The sequence below is a fragment of the Pseudomonas sp. DCA-1 genome (assembly GCF_046523955.1).
Lineage (GTDB): Bacteria > Pseudomonadota > Gammaproteobacteria > Pseudomonadales > Pseudomonadaceae > Aquipseudomonas > Aquipseudomonas putida_Y.
In genome coordinates this window covers 1,993,466-2,012,208 of the sequence record NZ_CP169881.1, presented here as the reverse complement: position 1 = coordinate 2,012,208, position 18,743 = coordinate 1,993,466, and the positions used below count along the sequence as shown (strand labels likewise).

Sequence of the window (18,743 nt, the reverse complement as noted above, 5' to 3'; positions counted from 1 at the left end):
CCGGCACACCGTCAGCGGCGTTCGATCGGGTCGATGATCTGCAGGGCCAAATTGCCCTTGTGCGAGCCCAGCCGCGCCTTGAACGCGGGCACCCCGTTAGCGCGCAGCACCAGGTGCTCGGGCAGCTCGACCGGGATCACGTCACCCGGCTGCATGTGCAAAATGTCGCGCAGCTTCAACTGGCGCCGGGCGACCGTGGCGCTCATCGGCACGGCCACGTCCAGCACGTCCTCGCGCAGGGCCTTGACCCAGCGCTCGTCCTGGTCGTCCAGGTCCGACTGGAAACCGGCATCGAGCATTTCCCGCACCGGCTCGATCATCGAGTACGGCATGGTCACGTGTAGATCGCCGCCACCGCCGTCCAGTTCGATGTGGAAGGTGGACACCACCACCGCTTCGCTGGGGCCGACAATGTTGGCCATGGCCGGGTTGACCTCGGAGTTCATGTACTCGAAGGTGACCGGCATGATCGCCTGCCAGGCTTCCTTGAGGTCGACGAAACACTGGTCCAGCACCATGCGCACCACGCGCAGTTCGGTCGGGGTGAATTCACGCCCTTCGATCTTGGCGTGACGGCCGTCGCCGCCAAAGAAGTTGTCCACCAGCTTGAACACCAGCTTGGCGTCAAGGATGAACAGCGAAGTGCCGCGCAGCGGCTTGATCTTGACCAGGTTGAGGCTGGTGGGCACGTACAGCGAGTGCACGTATTCGCCGAACTTCATTACCTGCACGCCACCCACGGCCACGTCTGCGGAGCGGCGTAGCAGGTTGAACATGCTGATACGGGTGTAGCGGGCGAAGCGTTCGTTGATCATTTCCAGGGTCGGCATGCGACCCCGTACGATCCGATCCTGGCTGGTCAGGTCGTAGCTCTTGATGCTGCCAGGCTCGGATGCACTCTCGGTCTGCACCAGACCGTCGTCGACGCCGTGCAACAGGGCATCAATTTCATCCTGGGACAGCAGGTCCTGTACGGCCATTGCGGACTCCTACTGCAATACGAAATTGGTGAACAGCAACTGGTCAACGACCGGCTTGCCGACTTCCTTCTGCGCCACTTCCTGGACCACTGCGGTGGCCTTCTGGCGCAACATCTCCTGCCCTACCGGGCTGCTGGCCAGGGCGTCGAAGCCTTGCCCGGAGAACATCATCACCAGGTTGTTGCGGATCACCGGCATGTGCACCTTGAGCGCATCCAGATCGGCCTGGTTACGCGCCTGCAGGGTGATGCTCAACTGCATGTAGCGCTGACGGCCGTTCTGGTTGAAGTTGACCACGAAGGCCGGGGTCAGCGCTTCGTAGATCGCCGCTGGCTTGACGTTGCTGGCCGCAGCCTCGGTGGGAGGAGCCGGCTCGCTCTTGTGCATGATGAACCAGGTAGCGCCCACCGAAAGGCCGATCGCCAGCAACAGGCCTACCACGGCCAGCAGGATCAGCTTGAGTTTGCCTTTAGTGGCGGGGTCTTTGACTGCTTCGCTCTTCGCCATGCCAATAATCCGTCGTCCATCGGGGGTTCAAGGGAGGATGGCTTGGCTTGAGCAAGTGTTATGCCAGATTTTGCAGTGGATGGATTCCAGCAGGTTTGCGGTGCTGGCCTCTTCGCGGGCTCGCCCGCGAAGAAGCCAGCCCAGGCCAATAGCTATCAGGCGTAGTAATCGACCGCACTGTCGCCGACAACCACCTGCCGCTCCAAAGGCCGGGCGCTGTCGACCGCCTCGGTCCCACCCTGCTCGGCCCGGCGCGCCGCCACTCCGGACAGGTTGCTGCCCTGCCCCTGCTGCTGTTGCTGCTCGCGCGACTGGTCAGCCACGTTGACATCCGGCTGCGCCAGCCCCTGCTGGGCAAACAGTTCGCGCAAGCGGTGCACCTGGCTGTCGAGGGCATCACGTACGCCGGCGTGGCCGCTGATGAAGGTAACCTGGGTGGCCTGATCCGCCGCAACATTGACGCGAATGTCGAGGCGACCGAGTTCTGCCGGCTCCAGCTGGATATCAGCTGACTTGAGGTTCTGGCTGGACAGGTACATGACCCGGTTGACCAGGCCCTCGGCCCAAGCGTTCTGGTTCATCGGCAATGGCTGATGCAACGGGCTCGCATTGGCCGGTACGGCGTTGGCGGTCTTGGCCGTGGCCGCCTGGGTCAGGTTGGCCAGGCGGTTGGCAAAATCATCGACGCGGGTGTCGCTGCTGGCACTCTTGGTGTCCTTAAGGCCGTCTTCAAGCAAGGCGCCAAAGGCCTTGTCACCGGACTCGGCGCTTTCGCCATCGGCATTCTCGACCAGATTCGCCAAGGTATTGACGGCTGCCCGCCCTTCCTCGCCCTGAGCCTGGGCAGCATCAAGGGCATGTGCCGAGGTGCCACCTTTGGCCTGGGCACTGTGCTCCAGCGCCAAGCGCAGGGTCGGCAAGTTGGCCAGGGGGTCAGCATCCGGGTCGAAGGCCTCCTCGGCAGACGGCTCTTCAGGCAATGCCGCAGCAACCTGGCTTTGCGCCGTGGCCGCCTGAAGCACTGGCGCCACCGCCTCGGCCTGCGCCTGGATCAGTTGCGCGCCAGGCTGGGCATCGGTGACCTGACCAGCCACCAGGCTGGCGTCGCGCACACCCGCATCGGCCTGGGCCGAATCGCCTTCTGGCAACTTGTTGCCGCCATCGGCAACTGCAGCCTTGCCAGCCGGGTCTTTCTTGCCGCCCGTTGCCGCATCAGGCTTGTCCTTGGGCTTGGCCGGAGCGACCTTGTCATCCTGCCCTACAACCTTGTCGCGGCCCTGCCTGGCCATCATCTGGCCAAAGGCATTGCCCTTGTCGCCCTGCGCCTGCAGCGGCTTGTCCGCCTGCACGGTGGCCGAACGCGTGGTTTTGCCGAGGGCATTGGCTTGCAACAATGGGTTAGGTGCGACAGGCATCGAGCGGTCTCCGCGCCAGAAACAAAAAATCGTCGAGACAGAGACAAGCAAGACTCGCGCCAACTCGCCTATCAGCCTGCGGAAATACGCTGCTGCTCACCACGGTAAAAGTGCTGCACCACGACGAATTCCATGTCGATGCGGCTGATCAAGTCTTCGATACCGTACAACGGGGGCCGCCGCGCGCGCTCTTCAAGCTGTTGACACAGGCTGGCCAAAGCCACAGCGCCCATGTTGCTGCTGCTGCCCTTGAAACTGTGAGCCGCCGCGCCAAGCTCCTCTGCGCTTTTGGCCGCGTGCAACTGCCCAAGACGCCGCTCTGAGTCATCGAGAAAAGTCTGCACCAACTGCAGGTAGCCATCTTCCATGACCTCACGCAGGTCACTGAGTACCTTGTGGTCAATATGCATGTCAGTCACTTGTTCACTCCTTGATCAAGCCAGATTATGCCCGAGCCAACCAGCGGCTCACCATACGAACTCCACATGCGCGCAACGCCCGCCCTCACTCCAGCGCGCGTCACTGGCCAACTGCCGCACCAGATTCAGACCGCGACCACTCAGCCCCTGATCCAGCGAAGGCCGCGAAAGCACTCGCTGCACGTCAAAGCCGGCACCGCTGTCGCGCACCTCGATCATCAGACGCCCACCGCCGCCATGCGGTTCAACCTTGAAATCGATGCTTACAAAGCCTTCGGTCAGCGAGCCCAGCCGCCGGGCGCGCTCCTGGTAATAGTCGGTAAAGCCTTGCACATCGCGCTTGAGCTGCGAGTCCAGGCCCAGCACACCATGCTCCAGCGCATTGGAATACAACTCGCTAAGCACACTGTGCAGGTTGCCCGCACGTGCGCGCAGGCCATGAATTTCCTGCAATAACTGCACCAGGTACGGCACAGGGTTGAAGCGCTTAAGGCTTTCGCCGCGCACCTCAAAGGCCAGCGACCAGTCCAACGGGCTGGAACGGCCGCTATCAGAGTAGATCATCGGTGCTGACACCCGCTCCTCGGCAGTGAACATGCGGATGTCGCACAAGCTGATGTCATCGCGCGGCTGCCCCCCAAAACGCTCCAGGGCCAGCATCAGCTCGTCGAACAACTGCACAGGGTCGCGGTTGTCGGCCAGTACCGCTCGCAGGCGCTGCACGCCAAACAGGCGCTCCTGGTCGTCGGCGGTATCGAGCACACCATCCGACAGCAGCAAAAGGCGCTCGTCCGGTGCCAGCGGCAACACCTCAGTGCTGTCATCGAAGCGCTCAGCGGCCAGAATGCCCAGCGGCAGGTGCCGCGAACCCAGTACCGACAGCACCTGGCCATCCACCGACAGGCGATACCCATCGGGCATACCGCCATTCCACACCTCCACCGTGCCGCGCTGCATGCTGAGGTTGAGCAGCAGCGCACAGCAGAACATGTCTACCGGCAGGATGCGCTTGAGCTTGGCATTCATCTCGCGCAGGATCTGCGCCATGCCGTGGCCCTTGGCGGTCATGCCGTAGAACACCTCAGCCATCGGCAAGGTGCCGACCGCGGCTGGCAGGCCGTGACCGGTGAAATCGCCGAGCAGCACACGCATGTCGCCGGCCGGGGTAAATGCCGCCAGCATCAGGTCACCATTGAACAGCGCGTAAGGCGATTGCAGGTAGCGAATGTTGGGCGCAGAAAGGCATCCAGAGTGGGCCACTTTGTCGAACACCGCCTTGGCCACCCGCTGCTCGTTAAGCAGGTGATGGTGATGCCGTGTGATCTGGTCGCGCTGCGCCAGCACGGTAGCCTGCAACCGGCGCAGACGGTCCATGGCGCGAATCTTGGCAGCGAGGATCACCGCGCTGTAGGGCTTGGCCATGAAATCATCGCCCCCCGCCTCAAGGCAACGCACCAGGCCTTCCTCTTCATTCAGCGAAGTCAGGAAAATGATCGGCACCAGCGCTTCGCCAGCCAATGCCTTGATCTGCCGCGCCGCCTCGAAGCCATCCATGACCGGCATCAGGGCGTCCAGCAGCACCAACTGGGGGCGCCGCTCGATGAACAGCGCTACCGCTTGCTCGCCGTTCTCCGCAGTGAATACCTGATGCCCCTGGCGGCGCACGATCTGCGAAAGCAGCAGGCGATCGACAGCACTGTCTTCGGCGACCAGCACGGTCAACGCCTGTTCGGCCGGCATGTCGGCGCTCAACTGATATCGAAGAGTTTTTCGAAATTGGAGATGGCGAGAATCTTGCGCACGTCGGAGCTGGCATGCACCACACGTACATCCGACTCATCACCGCCCGCGTGGTCGCGTAGCAACAGCAGCATGCCAAGCGCGGAGCTGTCGAGGTAGGTGGTATCCTTCAGGTCGACGACCACCGAATCCGGCCGCCTGGGCTGGCGTTCGTAGGCTTCGCGAAACTCCTGATGCTTGCCGAAATCGAAGCGCCCCTTGATCTTGATGGTCAGCTTTTTCCCGTCCTGCGAAAAATCAGTCTCGACTGCCATGCTAGCGATTCCTTCGATGATGGCGGATGCAACTGCTTTAAGGTTTAGCAGGCGAAGGTGGGGGTGGCAAGCGGATGCAGGCTCATGGCTTTGATGGCCTGTACCGGCCCCTTCGCGGGTAAACCCGCTCCTACATCAATCGGTGGTGTCGCCCAATACCGTGGCAGGAGCGGGTTCACCCGCGAATAGGCCGGACCTGCCAGCCAATATACCCGGTCATACACCGTCGCAGCCGCCACCGCATTCGCGGGCAAGACCTCTCATTTGTTTCGGGCCAATTATTCCGCTGCAAGGCCTGCGGCGAACACCTATAGATGGTTTTGCCGCGGCAGGCGCTGCGACAGCTCATCCAGCAAGCGCTGCTCACGCTTGTCTTCAGCGCGCCGGGCCTCGTCCTGGTAACGCTGCACCAGCTTGCGCAAACCCTCCACCCGGGCATAGGCCTGCTGCCAGGTACCACGCGCGTTGTTGAGGTTGTTCTGGTGCCAGACCAGGCTCTGGCGCTGCTGGGTCATGGCCGTTTCCAACTGCCCGAGAAAACGCTGGTAATTGACCAGCCAACTGCCATTGACCCCTTGCCCGCCGCGGTTGATCCACTGCAGCTGGTAATCCTCGCGAAAGCGCTCCAGCTCAGCCAGCTTGGCCTGGGCCGTGGCCACCTGCTGCTGAAAGTGGCCAAGGCGCTGAGCCGCCTTGCGCTCGGCCTCTTCGGCCATGTCCACCACCGGCGCCAGGCGAGCGGCACGCCCAGGCTGCGCCATGGCTTATCAACCTGCCGGGGGCGTGAAAATCGCCCCCAGCTGTTCGCGGCTCTGCGCCATACCCACGTTCTCGCGCAGGCCCTGGCGCAGGAACTCCACCAGCTTCGATTGCAAGGCAATGGCCAGGTCGGTCTCCGGATCACCGCCGGCCACATAGGCACCCACGCTGATCAGGTCGCGGCTTTGCGACAGACGCGACCACAGTTGCTTGAACTTCTGCGCCTGGCGCAAGTGGTCGGCATCGACCACTTGGGGCATGACCCGACTGATCGACGCTTCGATGTCGATGGCCGGGTAATGGCCTTCCTCAGCCAGCCGACGCGACAGCACAAAGTGGCCGTCTAGCACGCCCCGCGCCGAGTCGGCGATCGGGTCTTGCTGGTCGTCGCCTTCGGACAGCACGGTATAGAACGCAGTGATCGAACCACCGCCGGGTTCGCCATTGCCTGCCCGCTCGACCAGCTTGGGTAGCTTGGCAAACACCGAGGGCGGGTAACCGCGGGTGGCCGGCGGCTCGCCGATGGCCAAGGCAATTTCTCGCTGGGCCTGGGCGAAACGGGTCAACGAGTCCATCAGCAACAGCACATTCTTGCCTTTGTCGCGGAAGTATTCGGCAATGCGTGTGCAATACATGGCGGCACGCAGGCGCATCAGCGGCGCATCGTCGGCCGGCGAAGCCACCACCACCGAGCGCTTGAGGCCCTCTTCACCGAGGATATGCTCGATGAACTCCTTCACCTCGCGCCCCCGCTCACCGATCAGGCCGACCACGATGATTTCGGCTTCGGTGAAGCGGGTCATCATGCCCAGCAACACCGATTTACCCACCCCGGTACCGGCAAACAGGCCTAGACGCTGGCCACGGCCGACGGTAAGCAGGCCGTTGATACTGCGAATACCCACATCCAGCGGCTTGCTGATAGGGTCGCGGTTGAGCGGATTGATCACCGGGCCGTCCATCGGCACCCAGTCCTCGGCCTTCATCCCGCCCTTGCCATCCAGCGCGCGGCCGGCGCCGTCGAGCACCCGGCCCAGCATGCTCATGCCCATGGGCAGGCGGCCACCGTCATCCAGCGGCACTACCCGGGCCCCCGGGGCAATCCCGACGATGCTGCCCACCGGCATCAGAAACACCTTGGGCCCGGCAAAGCCCATGACTTCAGCCTCGACCTGCACCGGGTGATAACTGTCGTCGTTGATCACCAGGCAGCGGCTGCCCACTGCTGCGCGCAGGCCTTCGGCTTCCAGGGTGAGGCCGACCATGCGCAGCAAGCGGCCTTCGACGATGGGCTGGGCCGGCAGCGCGATGGCCTCAGCGTAAGTGCCCAGGCGCTTGCCGAAGCTGGTGCGCTCAAGGTGCATCTGGGCTGTCCACGGTACGCTCGACCGGCGCATCCAGGTCTGTCGACATGTCTGGCGCTGCCGGGTGCAAGGATTGGTCATGCAACTGGTCGAACAGCTGCGCCACCGCTTTTTCGATACGCGTCTCCATGGTGGCATCGATGCGGCTGTGGGCCGTCTCGATGCGGCAACCACCCGGCAGCAGCGCACTGTCTTCCAGCAGCCGCCAGTTCTCCTCATGGCGTTCGCGCAGGGCTTTGGCCAGCTCGAAATCCTGCGGGTTGAGGTGGATGCGGATATTGTCCGCCCCCATGGGCAGCAGCTTGAGCGCTTCGCGCAGCACCTGAGTGATCTGGCTGGAATCGTTGCGCAGCTCGCGGCCAATCACCTGGCGGCTCATGTGCGCGATCAGGTGTACCAGGCTTTTCTCGATCTGCGTGTCCTGCTCGGCGATCGGCTCCATCAGGTTGGCCATCAGCCGTTCGAGGCTGTCGAGCTTGGCTTTCAGGGCCTCTTCGGCCTCCTGCCGGACCTTGAGCTGGGTGCTGTGGAAGCCCTCGCGCTCACCGGTGGCGAAACCCTCGTTGTAGGCCTCCTGACGGATGGCTTCGAGCTCTTCCAGGGTCAGTGGCTGGACTTCTTCCAGCGGCACTTCCTCGATTTCTTCCTCGATGACCTCGGGTTCCGGCTCTGGCTCGGGCGCAGGCTCCGGTTCCGGGTCGAAGCTTGGCAGCGTCCACACGTCCACGCCCTCGAGGTCGCGGGCGCGTATCAGGTCGCTGGGGTGGTGTTCTTTGGTGGGCATGCTGTCATGTTCTCAAACCATGTTCGGCCGACACGGTCCCTTGTAGGAGCGGGTTCACCCGCGAATGCGTCGGCAGCGACAACCTCGATTGCCAGGACCGACGCCTTCGCGGGTAAAACCGCTCCTACTTAAGGTGGCGTCGGCTATGGGATCGCGAATACCTTAGATCATTTCCTCGGCACCCTTGCCGCCGAGCACGATCTCGCCGGCCTCGGCCATGCGCCGGGCAATGGTGAGGATTTCTTTCTGCGCGGTTTCCACGTCGCTGACCCGTACCGGCCCCTTGGCCTCCAGGTCGTCGCGCAGCAGCTCCGAAGCACGTTTGGACATGTTCTTGAAGATCTTGTCCTTGACCCGCTCGTCGGCGCCCTTGAGCGACACCACCAACACGTCGGAGGACACTTCGCGCAACAGCGCCTGGATGCCCCGGTCGTCGACGTCGGCCAGGTTGTTGAAGACAAACATCAAGTCTTCGATCTGCTCCGACAGGTCGCTGTCGATTTCGCGGATCGCGTCCATCAGTGCGCCTTCCACCGAGCTGTCGAGGAAGTTCATGATGTCGGCCGCCCGCTTGATGCCACCCAGGGTGGTGCGCGCGGCGTTGGAGTTGCCCGAGAACTGCTTCTCGAGAATCTGGTTCAGTTCCTTCAGCGCCGCCGGCTGCACGGTGTTTAGCGATGACACGCGCAAGACGATGTCCAGGCGCACCTTGTGGTCGAAGTTGCTCAGCACTTCACCGGCCTGGTCCGGGTCGAGATAGGCGACAACGATGGCCTGGATCTGTGGGTGCTCGTAGCGGATCACGTCGGCCACGGCACGCGGCTCCATCCACTTGAGGCTGTCCAGGCCGCTGGTATTGCCGCCAAGCAGGATGCGGTCGACCAGGCCGTTGGCCTTGTCCTCGCCCAGAGCCTGGTTGAGCATCTTGCGAATGTACGCATCAGACCCAACGCCCAGGCTGGTCTGGTCGCCGACGATGTCGACGAACTCGCTCATCACCTGTTCGACCTGGTCACGGTGCACATTGCCCATCTGCGCCATGGCCACACCCACCCGCTGCACTTCCTTCGGGCCCATGTGCCGCAGCACCTGGGCCGCATCGGTCTCGCCCAGCGAGAGCAGGAGGATCGCCGCCTTGTCGACGCGGCTCAGCTTGGCGGTAACGGCTCGGTTATCACTCATCGGCGTTGATCCAGTCTTTCACGACCTGAGCCACACGGCCCGGGTCTTCGGCCACCAGGCCTTTGATTGCGTTGAGCTGTGCCTCGTAACCCTCGCTCGGGCTAGGCAGCAGAATGCTTGTCGGGCCACCCAGGCTGACGCGGTCGTTGGCCAGTTCGCCATCCAGACCCATCATGCCGCCCAGCTCCATGTCGCTATCCGGGGCAGCCTGCTTGCCGCCCCCGGTAATGTTGTTCAGCACTGGCCGCAGCACGCCGAACACCAGCACCAGGATGAACACCACGCCCAGCACCTGCTTGACGATATCCCAGAACCAAGGCTGCTGGTAGAAGGCGATGTCGGCGATTTCCTCGCCACGGTCGGCGGCGAACGGCACGTTGATCACCGTCACGCTGTCGCCACGGCTGGCATCGAAGCCGACGGCGTCCTGTACCAGGCGGGTAAAGCGCGCCAGGTCCTCGGCGCCCCATGGCGCCCGTGTGGTATCGCCTGTGGCCGGGTCGACCTTGACCTGGTCGTCCACCACCACCGCTACCGACAGGCGGGTCATGCGCCCCTGCTGCTGACGGGTGTGGCTGATGGAACGGTCCAGCTCGAAGTTCTTGGTGCTTTGCTGACGTTTGTCTGACGGGTACGGCGCGAGCATCGGCTGACCGGTGGCCGGGTCCATGATCTGCTGGCCGTTGGCATCCACCAGCGGTTGGCCAGGCTGAATGGCAGCAGCCGGGGTAGCCGCGCCACCAGTGGTCTGCGGTGCCGAAGCGGCGCCTGGCGGCTGGTTGCTCAGCGCGCCAGGCACGCCTTGCGGGCCTTGGCTGCTGGCACGTTGTTCGTCGACCGACTGCTCGCTGCGCAACGCCGGCTGGTCGGGGTTGAACTGTTCGGAGGTGGACTCGACCGCGCTGAAGTCAAGGTCGGCGGACACTTCGGCCTTGTAGCGGTCGTTGCCCAGCACCGGCTGCAGGATATTGTGCACGCGCTGGGTGAGCATGCTTTCCACCCGGCGGCTGTAGTCGAACTGCTTGCCAGCCTGGGTCAGCGCGGAATCCTGAATCTGATCGGACAGCAGGTTGCCCTTCTGGTCGACGACGGTGACCTGGGACTTGTCCAGTTCCGGCACACTGGTGGCGACCAGGTTGACGATGGCCATCACCTGCCCGGCTTCCAGTGCGCGGCCTGGGTAAAGCTCGACCAGTACCGAGGCGCTGGGCTTGCGCTCATCACGCACGAACACCGAACTTTTCGGAATGGCCAGGTGCACGCGCGCGGCCTTGACGTTGTTGAGGCTGGAAACGGTACGGGCCAGTTCGCCTTCCAGGCTGCGGCGGTAACGGGTGGCTTCCATGAACTGGCTGGTACCCAGGCCCTGCTCCTTGTCGAGCAGCTCGAAGCCGACATTGCCGTCGCTCGGCGCCACACCGGCGGCTGCCAGTTTCAGGCGCGCACGGGAGAGGTCGTCGGCCTTGACCAGCAGGGCCCCCGAGTTGGGCTCCACGTTATAGGAGATGTCAGCAGCGGCCAGGGTGTCCATGACCTGCTTGGTGTCCATGCCCGACAGGCTGCCGTACAACGGACGGTAATCGGGTTGTTGCGACCACAGCACCACGGCAAAGCCGATGGCCACGCTGGCCGCCAGGCCGACCATGAGGCCGATCTGGCGCAGCATGGGCATCTGCGAGATGTTTTCCAGAAACGCCATGCCAAACAGCGGCGGCTTGGCCGCTGGCGAGCCAGCTTTGGCGGGGGCGTTTTCGACGACTGCTTCAGCCATGGGTTACATCCGTCCTCAAACCGGCATCTGCATGATGTCCTGATACGCCTGGACCAGCTTGTTGCGTACCTGGGTCATGGCTTGCATCGACACGCTGGCCTTTTGTGAAGCGATCATCACGTCAGTCAGGTCGACGCCGCTCTTGCCGATTTCGAACGCGTTGGCCAGTTGGGTCGAGGCCTGCTGCGTCTCATGCACCTTGCCGATGGCCTGGCCGAGCATGTCGGCGAAGGTACTTTGCCCTGGCGCCAGCTCGGGGGCGGCGGTTACCTTGGGCAGCGACATGGCATCGGCCTGCATGGCCCGCATGTCCAGCATCAGACGATTGAATTCAACACCTTGGCTCATGACCCTTCTCTCTCCTGCGGCCGCATTTTTTTGACAGTCATGCGGCGAATGACCTACCTAAAGCAACAAAGGTGCCAGCCTACAGAGTTCAGGCAACACAACCCCTGTGGGGGCGGGTTCACAACGGAGCCGAGGGTCAGCCGAACAGACTGGCCTCGACGTCAAACCCGGCATCGCGCATCTGCGCCAGCTTGTAGCGCAACGTACGCGGACTGATCCCCAGGCGTTCGGCCGCCTCTTTGCGGCGGCCGCGCTCGGCGCGCAGGGTGTCGATGATCATCTGGTACTCGTGACGACGCATGTCATCCCCCAGGCCGCCGGCATCAGCAACCACCTCGAGAGATGGCTCGGTGCCGGCCGACAATGGAATGGCGCCTGCCAGACAAAAATCCGCCGCCTCGATCACGCCCCCCTGCTGCAGAATCAACGCCCGCTGCAGGGCGTTGTCCAGTTCGCGCACGTTGCCCGGCCAGGCATATGCCTGCAGGCAGGCCCGAGCCGCTGGCGAGAGGCGCACCGGGGCGTGCTTCATCTTGGCCACATGGCGCGCCAGCAATCGCTCGGCCAGCTGCAGGATATCGCCCGGCCGCTCACGCAGCGGGCGCCAGGCCAGCGGGAACACCGACAGGCGGTAGTACAGGTCTTCGCGGAAGCGCCCGGCCGCCACTTCGCCGGCCAGGTCGCGGTTGGTGGTGGCCAGCACCCGAATATCCAGGCTGATCGGCTTGCGCCCGCCTACCCGCTCCACCTCGCGCTCCTGCAGCACACGCAGCAGCTTGGCCTGCAAGGCCATGGGCATCTCCGAGATTTCGTCCAGCAGCAGGGTGCCGCCTTCAGCCTGCTCGAACTTGCCAGCCTGAGCCGCGATAGCGCCGGTGAAGGCACCCTTCTCGTGGCCGAACAGGGTGGCCTCGAGCATGTTGTCGGGGATCGCCGCGCAGTTGATCGCCACAAAGGGCTGCGCCGCACGCGGCGATTGCTGGTGAATGTAGCGCGCCAGCACTTCCTTGCCAGTACCGGACTCGCCGGAAATCAGCACGGTCGAGTCACTGCGCGCCACACGGGCCGCCAGCTCCAGCAACTGGCGACTGGCCGGCTCGCAAGCCACCGGCCCTTCTTCGCCGGTGACCCGCCCGGCGGCATGCCGCTCCACGAGGCTGAGCAGCGCCTTGGGCTCGAACGGTTTGACCAGGTAGTCGGCGGCACCTTGACGCATGGCCTCGACCGCACGCTCGACAGCGGCATGCGCCGTCATCAACAGCACCGGCAACTGTGGCTGCTGGCGGCGCAGCTGGCTCAGCAACTGGTGCCCGTCCATACCGGGCATGTTGACGTCACTGACCACCAGGCTGAACGCGTCATCCAGTACCGCCTCCAGCGCTTCTTCGGCACTGCCCACCGCCTGATAGGCGAACCCGCCGATTTCCAGGGTATCGCCCAGCGCCTGGCGCAATACGCGGTCATCCTCGACCAGCAGCACCTTGATTGCCATTACACCCCCTCCGCCAATTGCCCGTCGATCAACGGCAGCTCTACCCGCACGCAGGTACCACGGCCGACTTTCGAGCGCAGGTTGATCGTGCCCTGATGCGCACGCACCACCGCCTTGACCACGGCCAGGCCCAGGCCAGTACCGGTGGCCTTGGTGGTAAGGAACGGCTCGCCCAAACGGCCGAGCAAGCCTGCATCGATGCCGCTGCCGGCATCGCTGACACACAGGTGCAAGCTACGTTCGCGGCGGTACAGGTGCACCTTCAGCCGTGCCGGGCCATCGCTGGCCTGCAGGGCATTTTCAATCAGGTTGAGCAAGGCGCCGACCAGCGTGTCGCGGTTGCACAGCAACTCGCCCAGATGACTGTCGCACTGCCAGCGCACGGCATGCCCCTGCACATGTGCCTGGGCCGCCTGTTGCAGGGCCTGGAACAGCGCTTTCGGGGTCACCCGATCCCCCAGCGGCAACTCGCCACGGGCAAACACCAGCATGTCGCGCACCTGGTGTTCCAGCTCGTGCAGGCGCTCCTTCAAGGTCGCGGCGAACCGCAGGCGGGTTTCCGCGCTCAGCGCTTGCTCGCTATCGGCCAGGTGGCTGGCATACAGCATGGCTGCCGACAGCGGCGTGCGAATCTGATGGGCCAGCGAGGCAACCATGCGCCCCAAGGACGACAGCCGCTCGTGGCGAGCCAGTTGATCCTGGAGGCGACGGGTTTCAGTCAGGTCGTTTAGCAGCACCAACTGGCCAGGCTCGGCATCCAGCGAGCGGGTGGCAATCGACAGGCGGCGGCCGTCGCGCAGCGAGACTTCGTGGCCGTCGTCCTTGCGCGGGGCAAAGCTACGGGCGATCACCTGGCGCCACAACTGGCCGATCAGAGGATCGCCGAGCAACTCGCAGGCGGCCGGGTTGGCTTCGCGCACCAGGCCTTGGCCGTCGATCACGATCACCCCACCGGGCAGCAAGTCCAGCAGGTTCTGCAGGCGGTTGGCCAGGCGCTCCTTTTCGCTCAGTTCGTCGATGCGCTGGGCGCTGACCACGGCCAGCTCACCTTTGAGCTCACTGACCCGGGCTTCGAGCAGGCTGTAGGACTGGCTCAGCTGGCTGGACACCTGGTTGAACAGGGCAAAGGCTTGCGCGATACCCTGGCCGCTGTCCTGCGCGACCGGGGTTTGCCCCTGCTGATCAGGGGCTCGTGATACGTGGGCGGCCTGGGGCATCGTGCTCTCTCGCGTGGCTGACCGTCATAAAAACGGTGTGTTGCCAGCGGTGTAGCAATAGCCGTGCCGGAGATAGGGATTTGTGCCGGCCTCTTCGCGGGCAAGCCCGCTCCCACAGGATCGATACACATCTTCAATTCGGTGATATCCCTGTGGGAGCGGGCTTGCCCGCGAAGAGGCCGGCATAGGCAACCGCCAGGCTTCAATCTTCCGCCTGTTCCTCGCCGCCCTGGCGGCTCATGCCGTACTTGCGCATCTTCTCGACCAGGGTGGTACGGCGAATACGCAAACGTTCAGCCGCGCGCGCAACGATACCGCTGGCATCGTCCAGCGCCTGCTGGATCAGGCCCTGCTCCAGGCTACCCAGGTAGTCCTTGAGGTCCAGGCCTTCGGGCGGCAGCATGGCGTGGTTGCTGAAGTTTGGTGTGTGGCCATTGATCGCCACGCGCTCTTCAAGGTCGCTGCGCAGGCTGTCGACCATCTGCTCGTCTTCGTCATCGACATAGCGGAATTTCTTCGGCAGTTCCGACACGCCAATGACCCCGTACGGGTGCATGATCGCCATGCGCTCGACCAGGTTGGCCAGCTCGCGCACGTTGCCCGGCCAGCCGTGACGACACAGCGACATGATCGAGGCGGAATTGAAGCGAATGGAACCGCGCTTCTCGTGCTCCATGCGCGAAATCAGCTCGTTCATCAGCAACGGGATGTCTTCCACGCGCTCACGCAGCGGTGCCATCTCGATAGGGAACACGTTCAGGCGGTAGTACAGGTCTTCGCGAAAGGTACCGTCCTCGATCATGTTTTCGAGGTTTTTGTGCGTTGCAGCGATGATGCGCACGTCGATGCTCTGGGTCTTGTTGCTACCCACGCGCTCGAAGGTGCGCTCCTGCAGCACACGCAGCAGCTTGACCTGCATCGGCAACGGCATGTCGCCGATTTCATCGAGGAACAGAGTACCACCGTTGGCCAGCTCGAAACGCCCGGCACGGCTGGTGATGGCCCCGGTAAAGGCGCCCTTCTCGTGGCCGAACAGTTCGCTTTCCAGCAGCTCGGCCGGGATCGCGCCACAGTTGACCGGCACGAACGGCGCTTCGCGGCGCTTGGAATGGTAGTGCAGGTTGCGCGCTACCACTTCCTTGCCGGTGCCGGACTCACCCAGGATCAGCACGCTGGCGTCGGTATCCGCCACTTGCTGCATCATCTGCCGCACGTGCTGAATGGCACGACTGGTGCCAACCAGGCTGCGGAACAGATTGGGCTCGCGCTGGCGACCGCGCTCACGCGCCTGGTCATACATTTCGCGGTAGACCTGGGCACGGTGCAGCGAGTCCAGCAGCTGGCTGTAGCTTGGCGGCATTTCCAGGTTGGAAAGCACCCGGCGGCGAAGGTCTTCCGGCAGCTCGGCAGAAGAAATTTCACCTAAAAGCAGAACCGGAAGGAACTCATCCCAGGTAGCCACTGTCTTAAGCAGCCCAAGCAGATTGCCCGGAGCATTTACGGTGCCGATGAGCACGCACAGCACTTCGCGGCTCGAAGACAATGGCTCGACCGCCTGCTGCCAGTCATGGCTGGCACACGCGAGGTTTTCTTCGCCGAGGAAGTTCAGCACCACCGCAAGGTCGCGGCGGCGCGCGCTGTCGTCATCGATCAGCAGAATCTTGGTTTCACGCCACATGCAATAGCAACTTCCCTAGTCATATCGGCGCCCTGCGGGGGCGTGCTCGACATCATTCCGACTGAATGGTCAGTGTTCGGACGTCTGAAATTCGAAAACAGCCACTAGTAAAGTCAAAAACTTAAAGGCAGTCAAATTTATGGCGCCGAAGCGTTGCTCTCTGCCCAGCTTCAGCTGAACAGATGGTATACCTTTGTGGCGTGTTTCGCTTGGTTGATATTCGACATTTGCGCGACCAAGGATTGACGCTCGTCACTTGCAACCTCGATCAGTTGACGATAAACCGCCATCAACGCTTCCAGATTGGCCCGGATTACGGCCTCATCATCCTGATTCTCTTGCAGTAATTCATCCATCAGCGCACGACAGGCCAAGTCCAACTCACCAATGGCCGCCCAGTCGCGCACTTGCAGGGCCTCGCTCAGGGCAAGGCGGGTGTCTTCGATTTGCTGCAGCGCGCTCATGGGGGGCTCCTCAGGGTGTTATTGCTCGGCGGAGGCGATGGCATCCCAGCCGCTTTTGACAGTGATCATCAACTGCGCGACTTCGTCGATCATGGCCGGGTCGCTATGCAGGTTGGCCTGAGTCAGGCGGCGAGCCATGTAGTCGTACAGGCTGTCGAGGCGGTCCAGTTCGTCTGGGTTATCGGTCTTTTCCTTATCCAGCCCCTCACGCAGACCACCGATGATGTCAATGGCCTTGCCCAGCATCACACCCTTCAGCGCCACATCGCCACGCGCGATCGCACCCTTGGCCTGAGCCATGCGGTCGAGCGAGCCTTCCATCAGCAACTGCACCAAGCGGTGCGGAGTGGCTTCAGAAATCTGGGCGTGGGAATTGACCTTCTGGTACTGGCGAAGGGCTCTCATCGGGTGCATGGGGGATCCTCAGTGAACGGGGCTGGCCGTGGGCCGCATACCTATTGAATCGGCCGCAGCCCGGTTTTCTTTAACGTAATCAGTCGTCGCTGTTGGACTTGTTCAGGGCATTGAGCGTGGTCATCACGCTGTCGCTGGTGGCCTTTAGCTGAGCAACCATGGTGTCCATGGCGTTATATTTTTTGGTCAGCGTATCGGTAAGCGAAGTGATGCGGCGATCAAGCGCTGCCTGCGCCTCATCGAGCTCTTTAAGCTGGTTGGTCAAGTTTGTCTGGCGAGTCTCCAGTATCCCGCCAGTTTTTACATAATCCTCGGTAGTGCTTGTCAGCCGGGTCAGCAAGCCATCTTTTCCGGTAAACAGCCCACTGATGTCAGCCCCGTAGGTCTTGACCGCTGCATCCCACTTTGTATCGTTTAACTCCAGCAGGCCGGTCTTCTGGACAGTATTGATACCCAGCTGCGACAGACTACTCAGACCAGTAGTCCCCACGCTACGAGTGATCTCGCTACGAATCGAGTTAACAAGCGAGCGCATGGTTGCATCGCCAGTCAACGCTGCCGCTCCGGTAGCAGCGCCGTCAGCGCCCGTGGTGACCTTGGTCTGGGCGTTGACTGCTGTCATAAGCGCGTTATAGGCCGTGACAAAAGACTGTACGGAGGTCTTCAAGGTATCGTTGTTGCTGGCGATCCCAAGGTTGGCCTTACCCTCTTTGACCAGCGTGATATCGACACCACTGACGGCTCCAGTGACAGTATTGGACGCTGATTCTAGCTCCAGACCGTCCAGTGTATATTTGGCATTTTGGGGTTTAGCGACCGTTGTGACACCGGTCGCCATGCTGGCGGTGCCACCAAGCGTCAACTCGGTACCCTCGCCCATCTTTGTAGACGAGAATATCAGCCGCGAACCTTTGGCATCTGTAACGATGTTGGCTGTAATGCCTTTGGACTGAAGTTGGCCGTTGATCGCATCGCGAGCCTGCTGCAGCGTTGCACCGTCGGCGATGGTGACACTGTGGGTAGAACTGCCCTGACTGATAGTGAGGGTCTGTGGCTCACCCGAATCGTTGACTAAGGTAGAGGTCTTGTCATAAACCTGCGTCGATATCTTCGAAGCAGTTGCCAATTGGGTTACTTCAAGCGCGTAATTGCCCGACGAAGCCCCGTCGCCCAGCTTGATCTTTGCAATCGCCTCGTCGGACGACGATGACGCCAAACCGGAAAAACTTGATGCCGTATTCAGCTTGGCGATTGCCGCACGGAACGTGTCCAGCGCACTTTTGATGGTACCGATAGCCGACAGCGAAGTAGTGGCCGTAGTGGCTTGGGTATTGATCTGTTTCTGCTTGGGCGCCTTTTCGGCATTTGCTAGCGCCGCAACGATTTCGTCGATCTTAAGACCAGAACCCAGGCCGGTAATAGTTGAACTCGCCATCTTCACTCTCCATTTCGGTGACCGTCGAAAAACCGACGAAAACGCGTCCGTGCGGCTTTACAACAAAAGCCGTGCCAATCAGACCTGAGTGTCGAACAACAGGCTGTTGGCATCCTTCAGGTTTTCCGCCAGCTTCAGCGCCACTTCGGAGGGCAGCTGGCGGATGACTTCGCCGCTTTGGCGGGCAATGACCTTGACTACCACCTGGCCGGTGGAGTCATCGATCGAGAAGTCGAGTTGTCGCTCTGAAGCCTTGACGAAATCCTGGATGGCACTGATGGCGCTTTCCAAGTCTTGCCGAGCTTCAGGCTTGGGTTGTTTGTCGACCGGGTCGCTTGCTTGCCGCTTGCTCGCCGATGTGTCAGGCGCAGCGGAGGCGGGATAGGACAGGCCTAGCTTCACGCTCATATCCATGTCTTACACCTCTTATTCTCGGAAAGACGAAAGGGTACGTCGCCGT

Annotated in this window: 19 protein-coding genes; all 19 read right to left on the bottom strand. The window is 62.4% G+C overall.

What is annotated here, in order from left to right; all coding sequences use genetic code 11:
• Positions 1-11: 11 nt before the first annotated feature.
• Positions 12-980 carry a flagellar motor switch protein FliM gene (gene fliM / locus ACE4QZ_RS09650; protein WP_021785186.1) on the bottom strand — a complete coding sequence of 323 codons (969 nt, stop codon included), beginning with the start codon at positions 978-980 and terminating at the stop codon, positions 12-14.
• Between the two features lie 9 nt (positions 981-989).
• Complete coding sequence (fliL, locus tag ACE4QZ_RS09645; RefSeq protein WP_103462210.1) at positions 990-1,487, bottom strand: flagellar basal body-associated protein FliL; 498 nt, start codon at positions 1,485-1,487, stop codon at positions 990-992.
• A gap of 155 nt (positions 1,488-1,642) precedes the next feature.
• Complete coding sequence (locus tag ACE4QZ_RS09640; RefSeq protein WP_103462209.1) at positions 1,643-2,902, bottom strand: flagellar hook-length control protein FliK; 1,260 nt, start codon at positions 2,900-2,902, stop codon at positions 1,643-1,645.
• A 71-nt stretch (positions 2,903-2,973) separates the two neighbouring features.
• On the bottom strand, positions 2,974-3,321 hold the full coding sequence (locus tag ACE4QZ_RS09635; RefSeq protein WP_004577674.1) for an Hpt domain-containing protein: 348 nt from the start codon (positions 3,319-3,321) through the stop codon (positions 2,974-2,976).
• Between the two features lie 48 nt (positions 3,322-3,369).
• Positions 3,370-5,061 carry a fused response regulator/phosphatase gene (locus ACE4QZ_RS09630; protein WP_103462208.1) on the bottom strand — a complete coding sequence of 564 codons (1,692 nt, stop codon included), beginning with the start codon at positions 5,059-5,061 and terminating at the stop codon, positions 3,370-3,372.
• A gap of 8 nt (positions 5,062-5,069) precedes the next feature.
• Complete coding sequence (locus ACE4QZ_RS09625) at positions 5,070-5,375, bottom strand: STAS domain-containing protein (protein WP_103462207.1); 306 nt, start codon at positions 5,373-5,375, stop codon at positions 5,070-5,072.
• 308 nt (positions 5,376-5,683) lie between these two features.
• Positions 5,684-6,136 (bottom strand): flagellar export protein FliJ, encoded by a 453-nt coding sequence (gene fliJ, locus ACE4QZ_RS09620; protein WP_103462206.1) that lies wholly within the window; start codon positions 6,134-6,136, stop codon positions 5,684-5,686.
• 6 nt (positions 6,137-6,142) lie between these two features.
• Complete coding sequence (gene fliI, locus ACE4QZ_RS09615) at positions 6,143-7,498, bottom strand: flagellar protein export ATPase FliI (protein ID WP_103462205.1); 1,356 nt, start codon at positions 7,496-7,498, stop codon at positions 6,143-6,145.
• Positions 7,488-8,282, bottom strand: coding sequence for a flagellar assembly protein FliH (gene fliH / locus ACE4QZ_RS09610; protein ID WP_103462204.1), 795 nt, complete (start codon positions 8,280-8,282; stop codon positions 7,488-7,490). Before fliH ends, fliI begins: the two co-directional genes overlap by 11 nt.
• Positions 8,283-8,444: 162 nt before the next feature.
• Positions 8,445-9,464 carry a flagellar motor switch protein FliG gene (gene fliG, locus ACE4QZ_RS09605; RefSeq protein WP_003254434.1) on the bottom strand — a complete coding sequence of 340 codons (1,020 nt, stop codon included), beginning with the start codon at positions 9,462-9,464 and terminating at the stop codon, positions 8,445-8,447.
• Positions 9,457-11,235, bottom strand: a complete 1,779-nt coding sequence (gene fliF, locus ACE4QZ_RS09600; protein WP_103462203.1) for a flagellar basal-body MS-ring/collar protein FliF — start codon at positions 11,233-11,235, stop codon at positions 9,457-9,459. The genes fliG and fliF overlap by 8 nt, the downstream gene beginning before the upstream one ends.
• A 15-nt stretch (positions 11,236-11,250) precedes the next feature.
• A complete protein-coding gene (fliE, locus tag ACE4QZ_RS09595; protein ID WP_003254438.1) occupies positions 11,251-11,583 on the bottom strand; it encodes a flagellar hook-basal body complex protein FliE in 333 nt (110 codons plus the stop codon).
• Positions 11,584-11,719: 136 nt separating this feature from the next.
• Positions 11,720-13,075: a sigma-54-dependent transcriptional regulator gene (locus ACE4QZ_RS09590; RefSeq protein ID WP_103462202.1), complete on the bottom strand. Its 1,356-nt coding sequence runs from the start codon at positions 13,073-13,075 to the stop codon at positions 11,720-11,722.
• Positions 13,075-14,292, bottom strand: coding sequence for a sensor histidine kinase (locus tag ACE4QZ_RS09585; RefSeq protein ID WP_103462201.1), 1,218 nt, complete (start codon positions 14,290-14,292; stop codon positions 13,075-13,077). The genes ACE4QZ_RS09590 and ACE4QZ_RS09585 overlap by 1 nt, the downstream gene beginning before the upstream one ends.
• Before the next feature lie 202 nt (positions 14,293-14,494).
• Complete coding sequence (gene fleQ, locus ACE4QZ_RS09580; protein WP_103462200.1) at positions 14,495-15,970, bottom strand: transcriptional regulator FleQ; 1,476 nt, start codon at positions 15,968-15,970, stop codon at positions 14,495-14,497.
• Between the two features lie 170 nt (positions 15,971-16,140).
• Complete coding sequence (locus tag ACE4QZ_RS09575; RefSeq protein WP_019750731.1) at positions 16,141-16,434, bottom strand: hypothetical protein; 294 nt, start codon at positions 16,432-16,434, stop codon at positions 16,141-16,143.
• Positions 16,435-16,452: 18 nt separating this feature from the next.
• On the bottom strand, positions 16,453-16,848 hold the full coding sequence (gene fliS, locus ACE4QZ_RS09570) for a flagellar export chaperone FliS (protein ID WP_003254447.1): 396 nt from the start codon (positions 16,846-16,848) through the stop codon (positions 16,453-16,455).
• A gap of 79 nt (positions 16,849-16,927) precedes the next feature.
• Entirely contained in the window at positions 16,928-18,283 is a 1,356-nt protein-coding gene (gene fliD, locus ACE4QZ_RS09565; RefSeq protein ID WP_103462199.1) for a flagellar filament capping protein FliD, read from the bottom strand.
• 78 nt (positions 18,284-18,361) lie between these two features.
• Positions 18,362-18,697 (bottom strand): flagellar protein FlaG, encoded by a 336-nt coding sequence (locus tag ACE4QZ_RS09560; RefSeq protein WP_103462198.1) that lies wholly within the window; start codon positions 18,695-18,697, stop codon positions 18,362-18,364.
• Positions 18,698-18,743 lie beyond the last annotated feature (46 nt).

What these genes read in the sequence shown, in the direction of transcription:
- fliM (WP_021785186.1), bottom strand. Translation starts at nt 980, where the DNA reads ATGGCCGTACAGGACCTGCTGTCCCAGGATGAAATTGATGCCCTGTTG.
- fliL (WP_103462210.1), bottom strand. Translation starts at nt 1,487, where the DNA reads ATGGCGAAGAGCGAAGCAGTCAAAGACCCCGCCACTAAAGGCAAACTC.
- ACE4QZ_RS09640 (WP_103462209.1), bottom strand. Translation starts at nt 2,902, where the DNA reads ATGCCTGTCGCACCTAACCCATTGTTGCAAGCCAATGCCCTCGGCAAA.
- ACE4QZ_RS09630 (WP_103462208.1), bottom strand. Translation starts at nt 5,061, where the DNA reads ATGCCGGCCGAACAGGCGTTGACCGTGCTGGTCGCCGAAGACAGTGCT.
- ACE4QZ_RS09625 (WP_103462207.1), bottom strand. Translation starts at nt 5,375, where the DNA reads ATGGCAGTCGAGACTGATTTTTCGCAGGACGGGAAAAAGCTGACCATC.
- fliJ (WP_103462206.1), bottom strand. Translation starts at nt 6,136, where the DNA reads ATGGCGCAGCCTGGGCGTGCCGCTCGCCTGGCGCCGGTGGTGGACATG.
- fliI (WP_103462205.1), bottom strand. Translation starts at nt 7,498, where the DNA reads ATGCACCTTGAGCGCACCAGCTTCGGCAAGCGCCTGGGCACTTACGCT.
- fliH (WP_103462204.1), bottom strand. Translation starts at nt 8,282, where the DNA reads ATGCCCACCAAAGAACACCACCCCAGCGACCTGATACGCGCCCGCGAC.
- fliG (WP_003254434.1), bottom strand. Translation starts at nt 9,464, where the DNA reads ATGAGTGATAACCGAGCCGTTACCGCCAAGCTGAGCCGCGTCGACAAG.
- fliF (WP_103462203.1), bottom strand. Translation starts at nt 11,235, where the DNA reads ATGGCTGAAGCAGTCGTCGAAAACGCCCCCGCCAAAGCTGGCTCGCCA.
- fliE (WP_003254438.1), bottom strand. Translation starts at nt 11,583, where the DNA reads ATGAGCCAAGGTGTTGAATTCAATCGTCTGATGCTGGACATGCGGGCC.
- ACE4QZ_RS09590 (WP_103462202.1), bottom strand. Translation starts at nt 13,075, where the DNA reads ATGGCAATCAAGGTGCTGCTGGTCGAGGATGACCGCGTATTGCGCCAG.
- ACE4QZ_RS09585 (WP_103462201.1), bottom strand. Translation starts at nt 14,292, where the DNA reads ATGCCCCAGGCCGCCCACGTATCACGAGCCCCTGATCAGCAGGGGCAA.
- fleQ (WP_103462200.1), bottom strand. Translation starts at nt 15,970, where the DNA reads ATGTGGCGTGAAACCAAGATTCTGCTGATCGATGACGACAGCGCGCGC.
- ACE4QZ_RS09575 (WP_019750731.1), bottom strand. Translation starts at nt 16,434, where the DNA reads ATGAGCGCGCTGCAGCAAATCGAAGACACCCGCCTTGCCCTGAGCGAG.
- fliS (WP_003254447.1), bottom strand. Translation starts at nt 16,848, where the DNA reads ATGCACCCGATGAGAGCCCTTCGCCAGTACCAGAAGGTCAATTCCCAC.
- fliD (WP_103462199.1), bottom strand. Translation starts at nt 18,283, where the DNA reads ATGGCGAGTTCAACTATTACCGGCCTGGGTTCTGGTCTTAAGATCGAC.
- ACE4QZ_RS09560 (WP_103462198.1), bottom strand. Translation starts at nt 18,697, where the DNA reads ATGGATATGAGCGTGAAGCTAGGCCTGTCCTATCCCGCCTCCGCTGCG.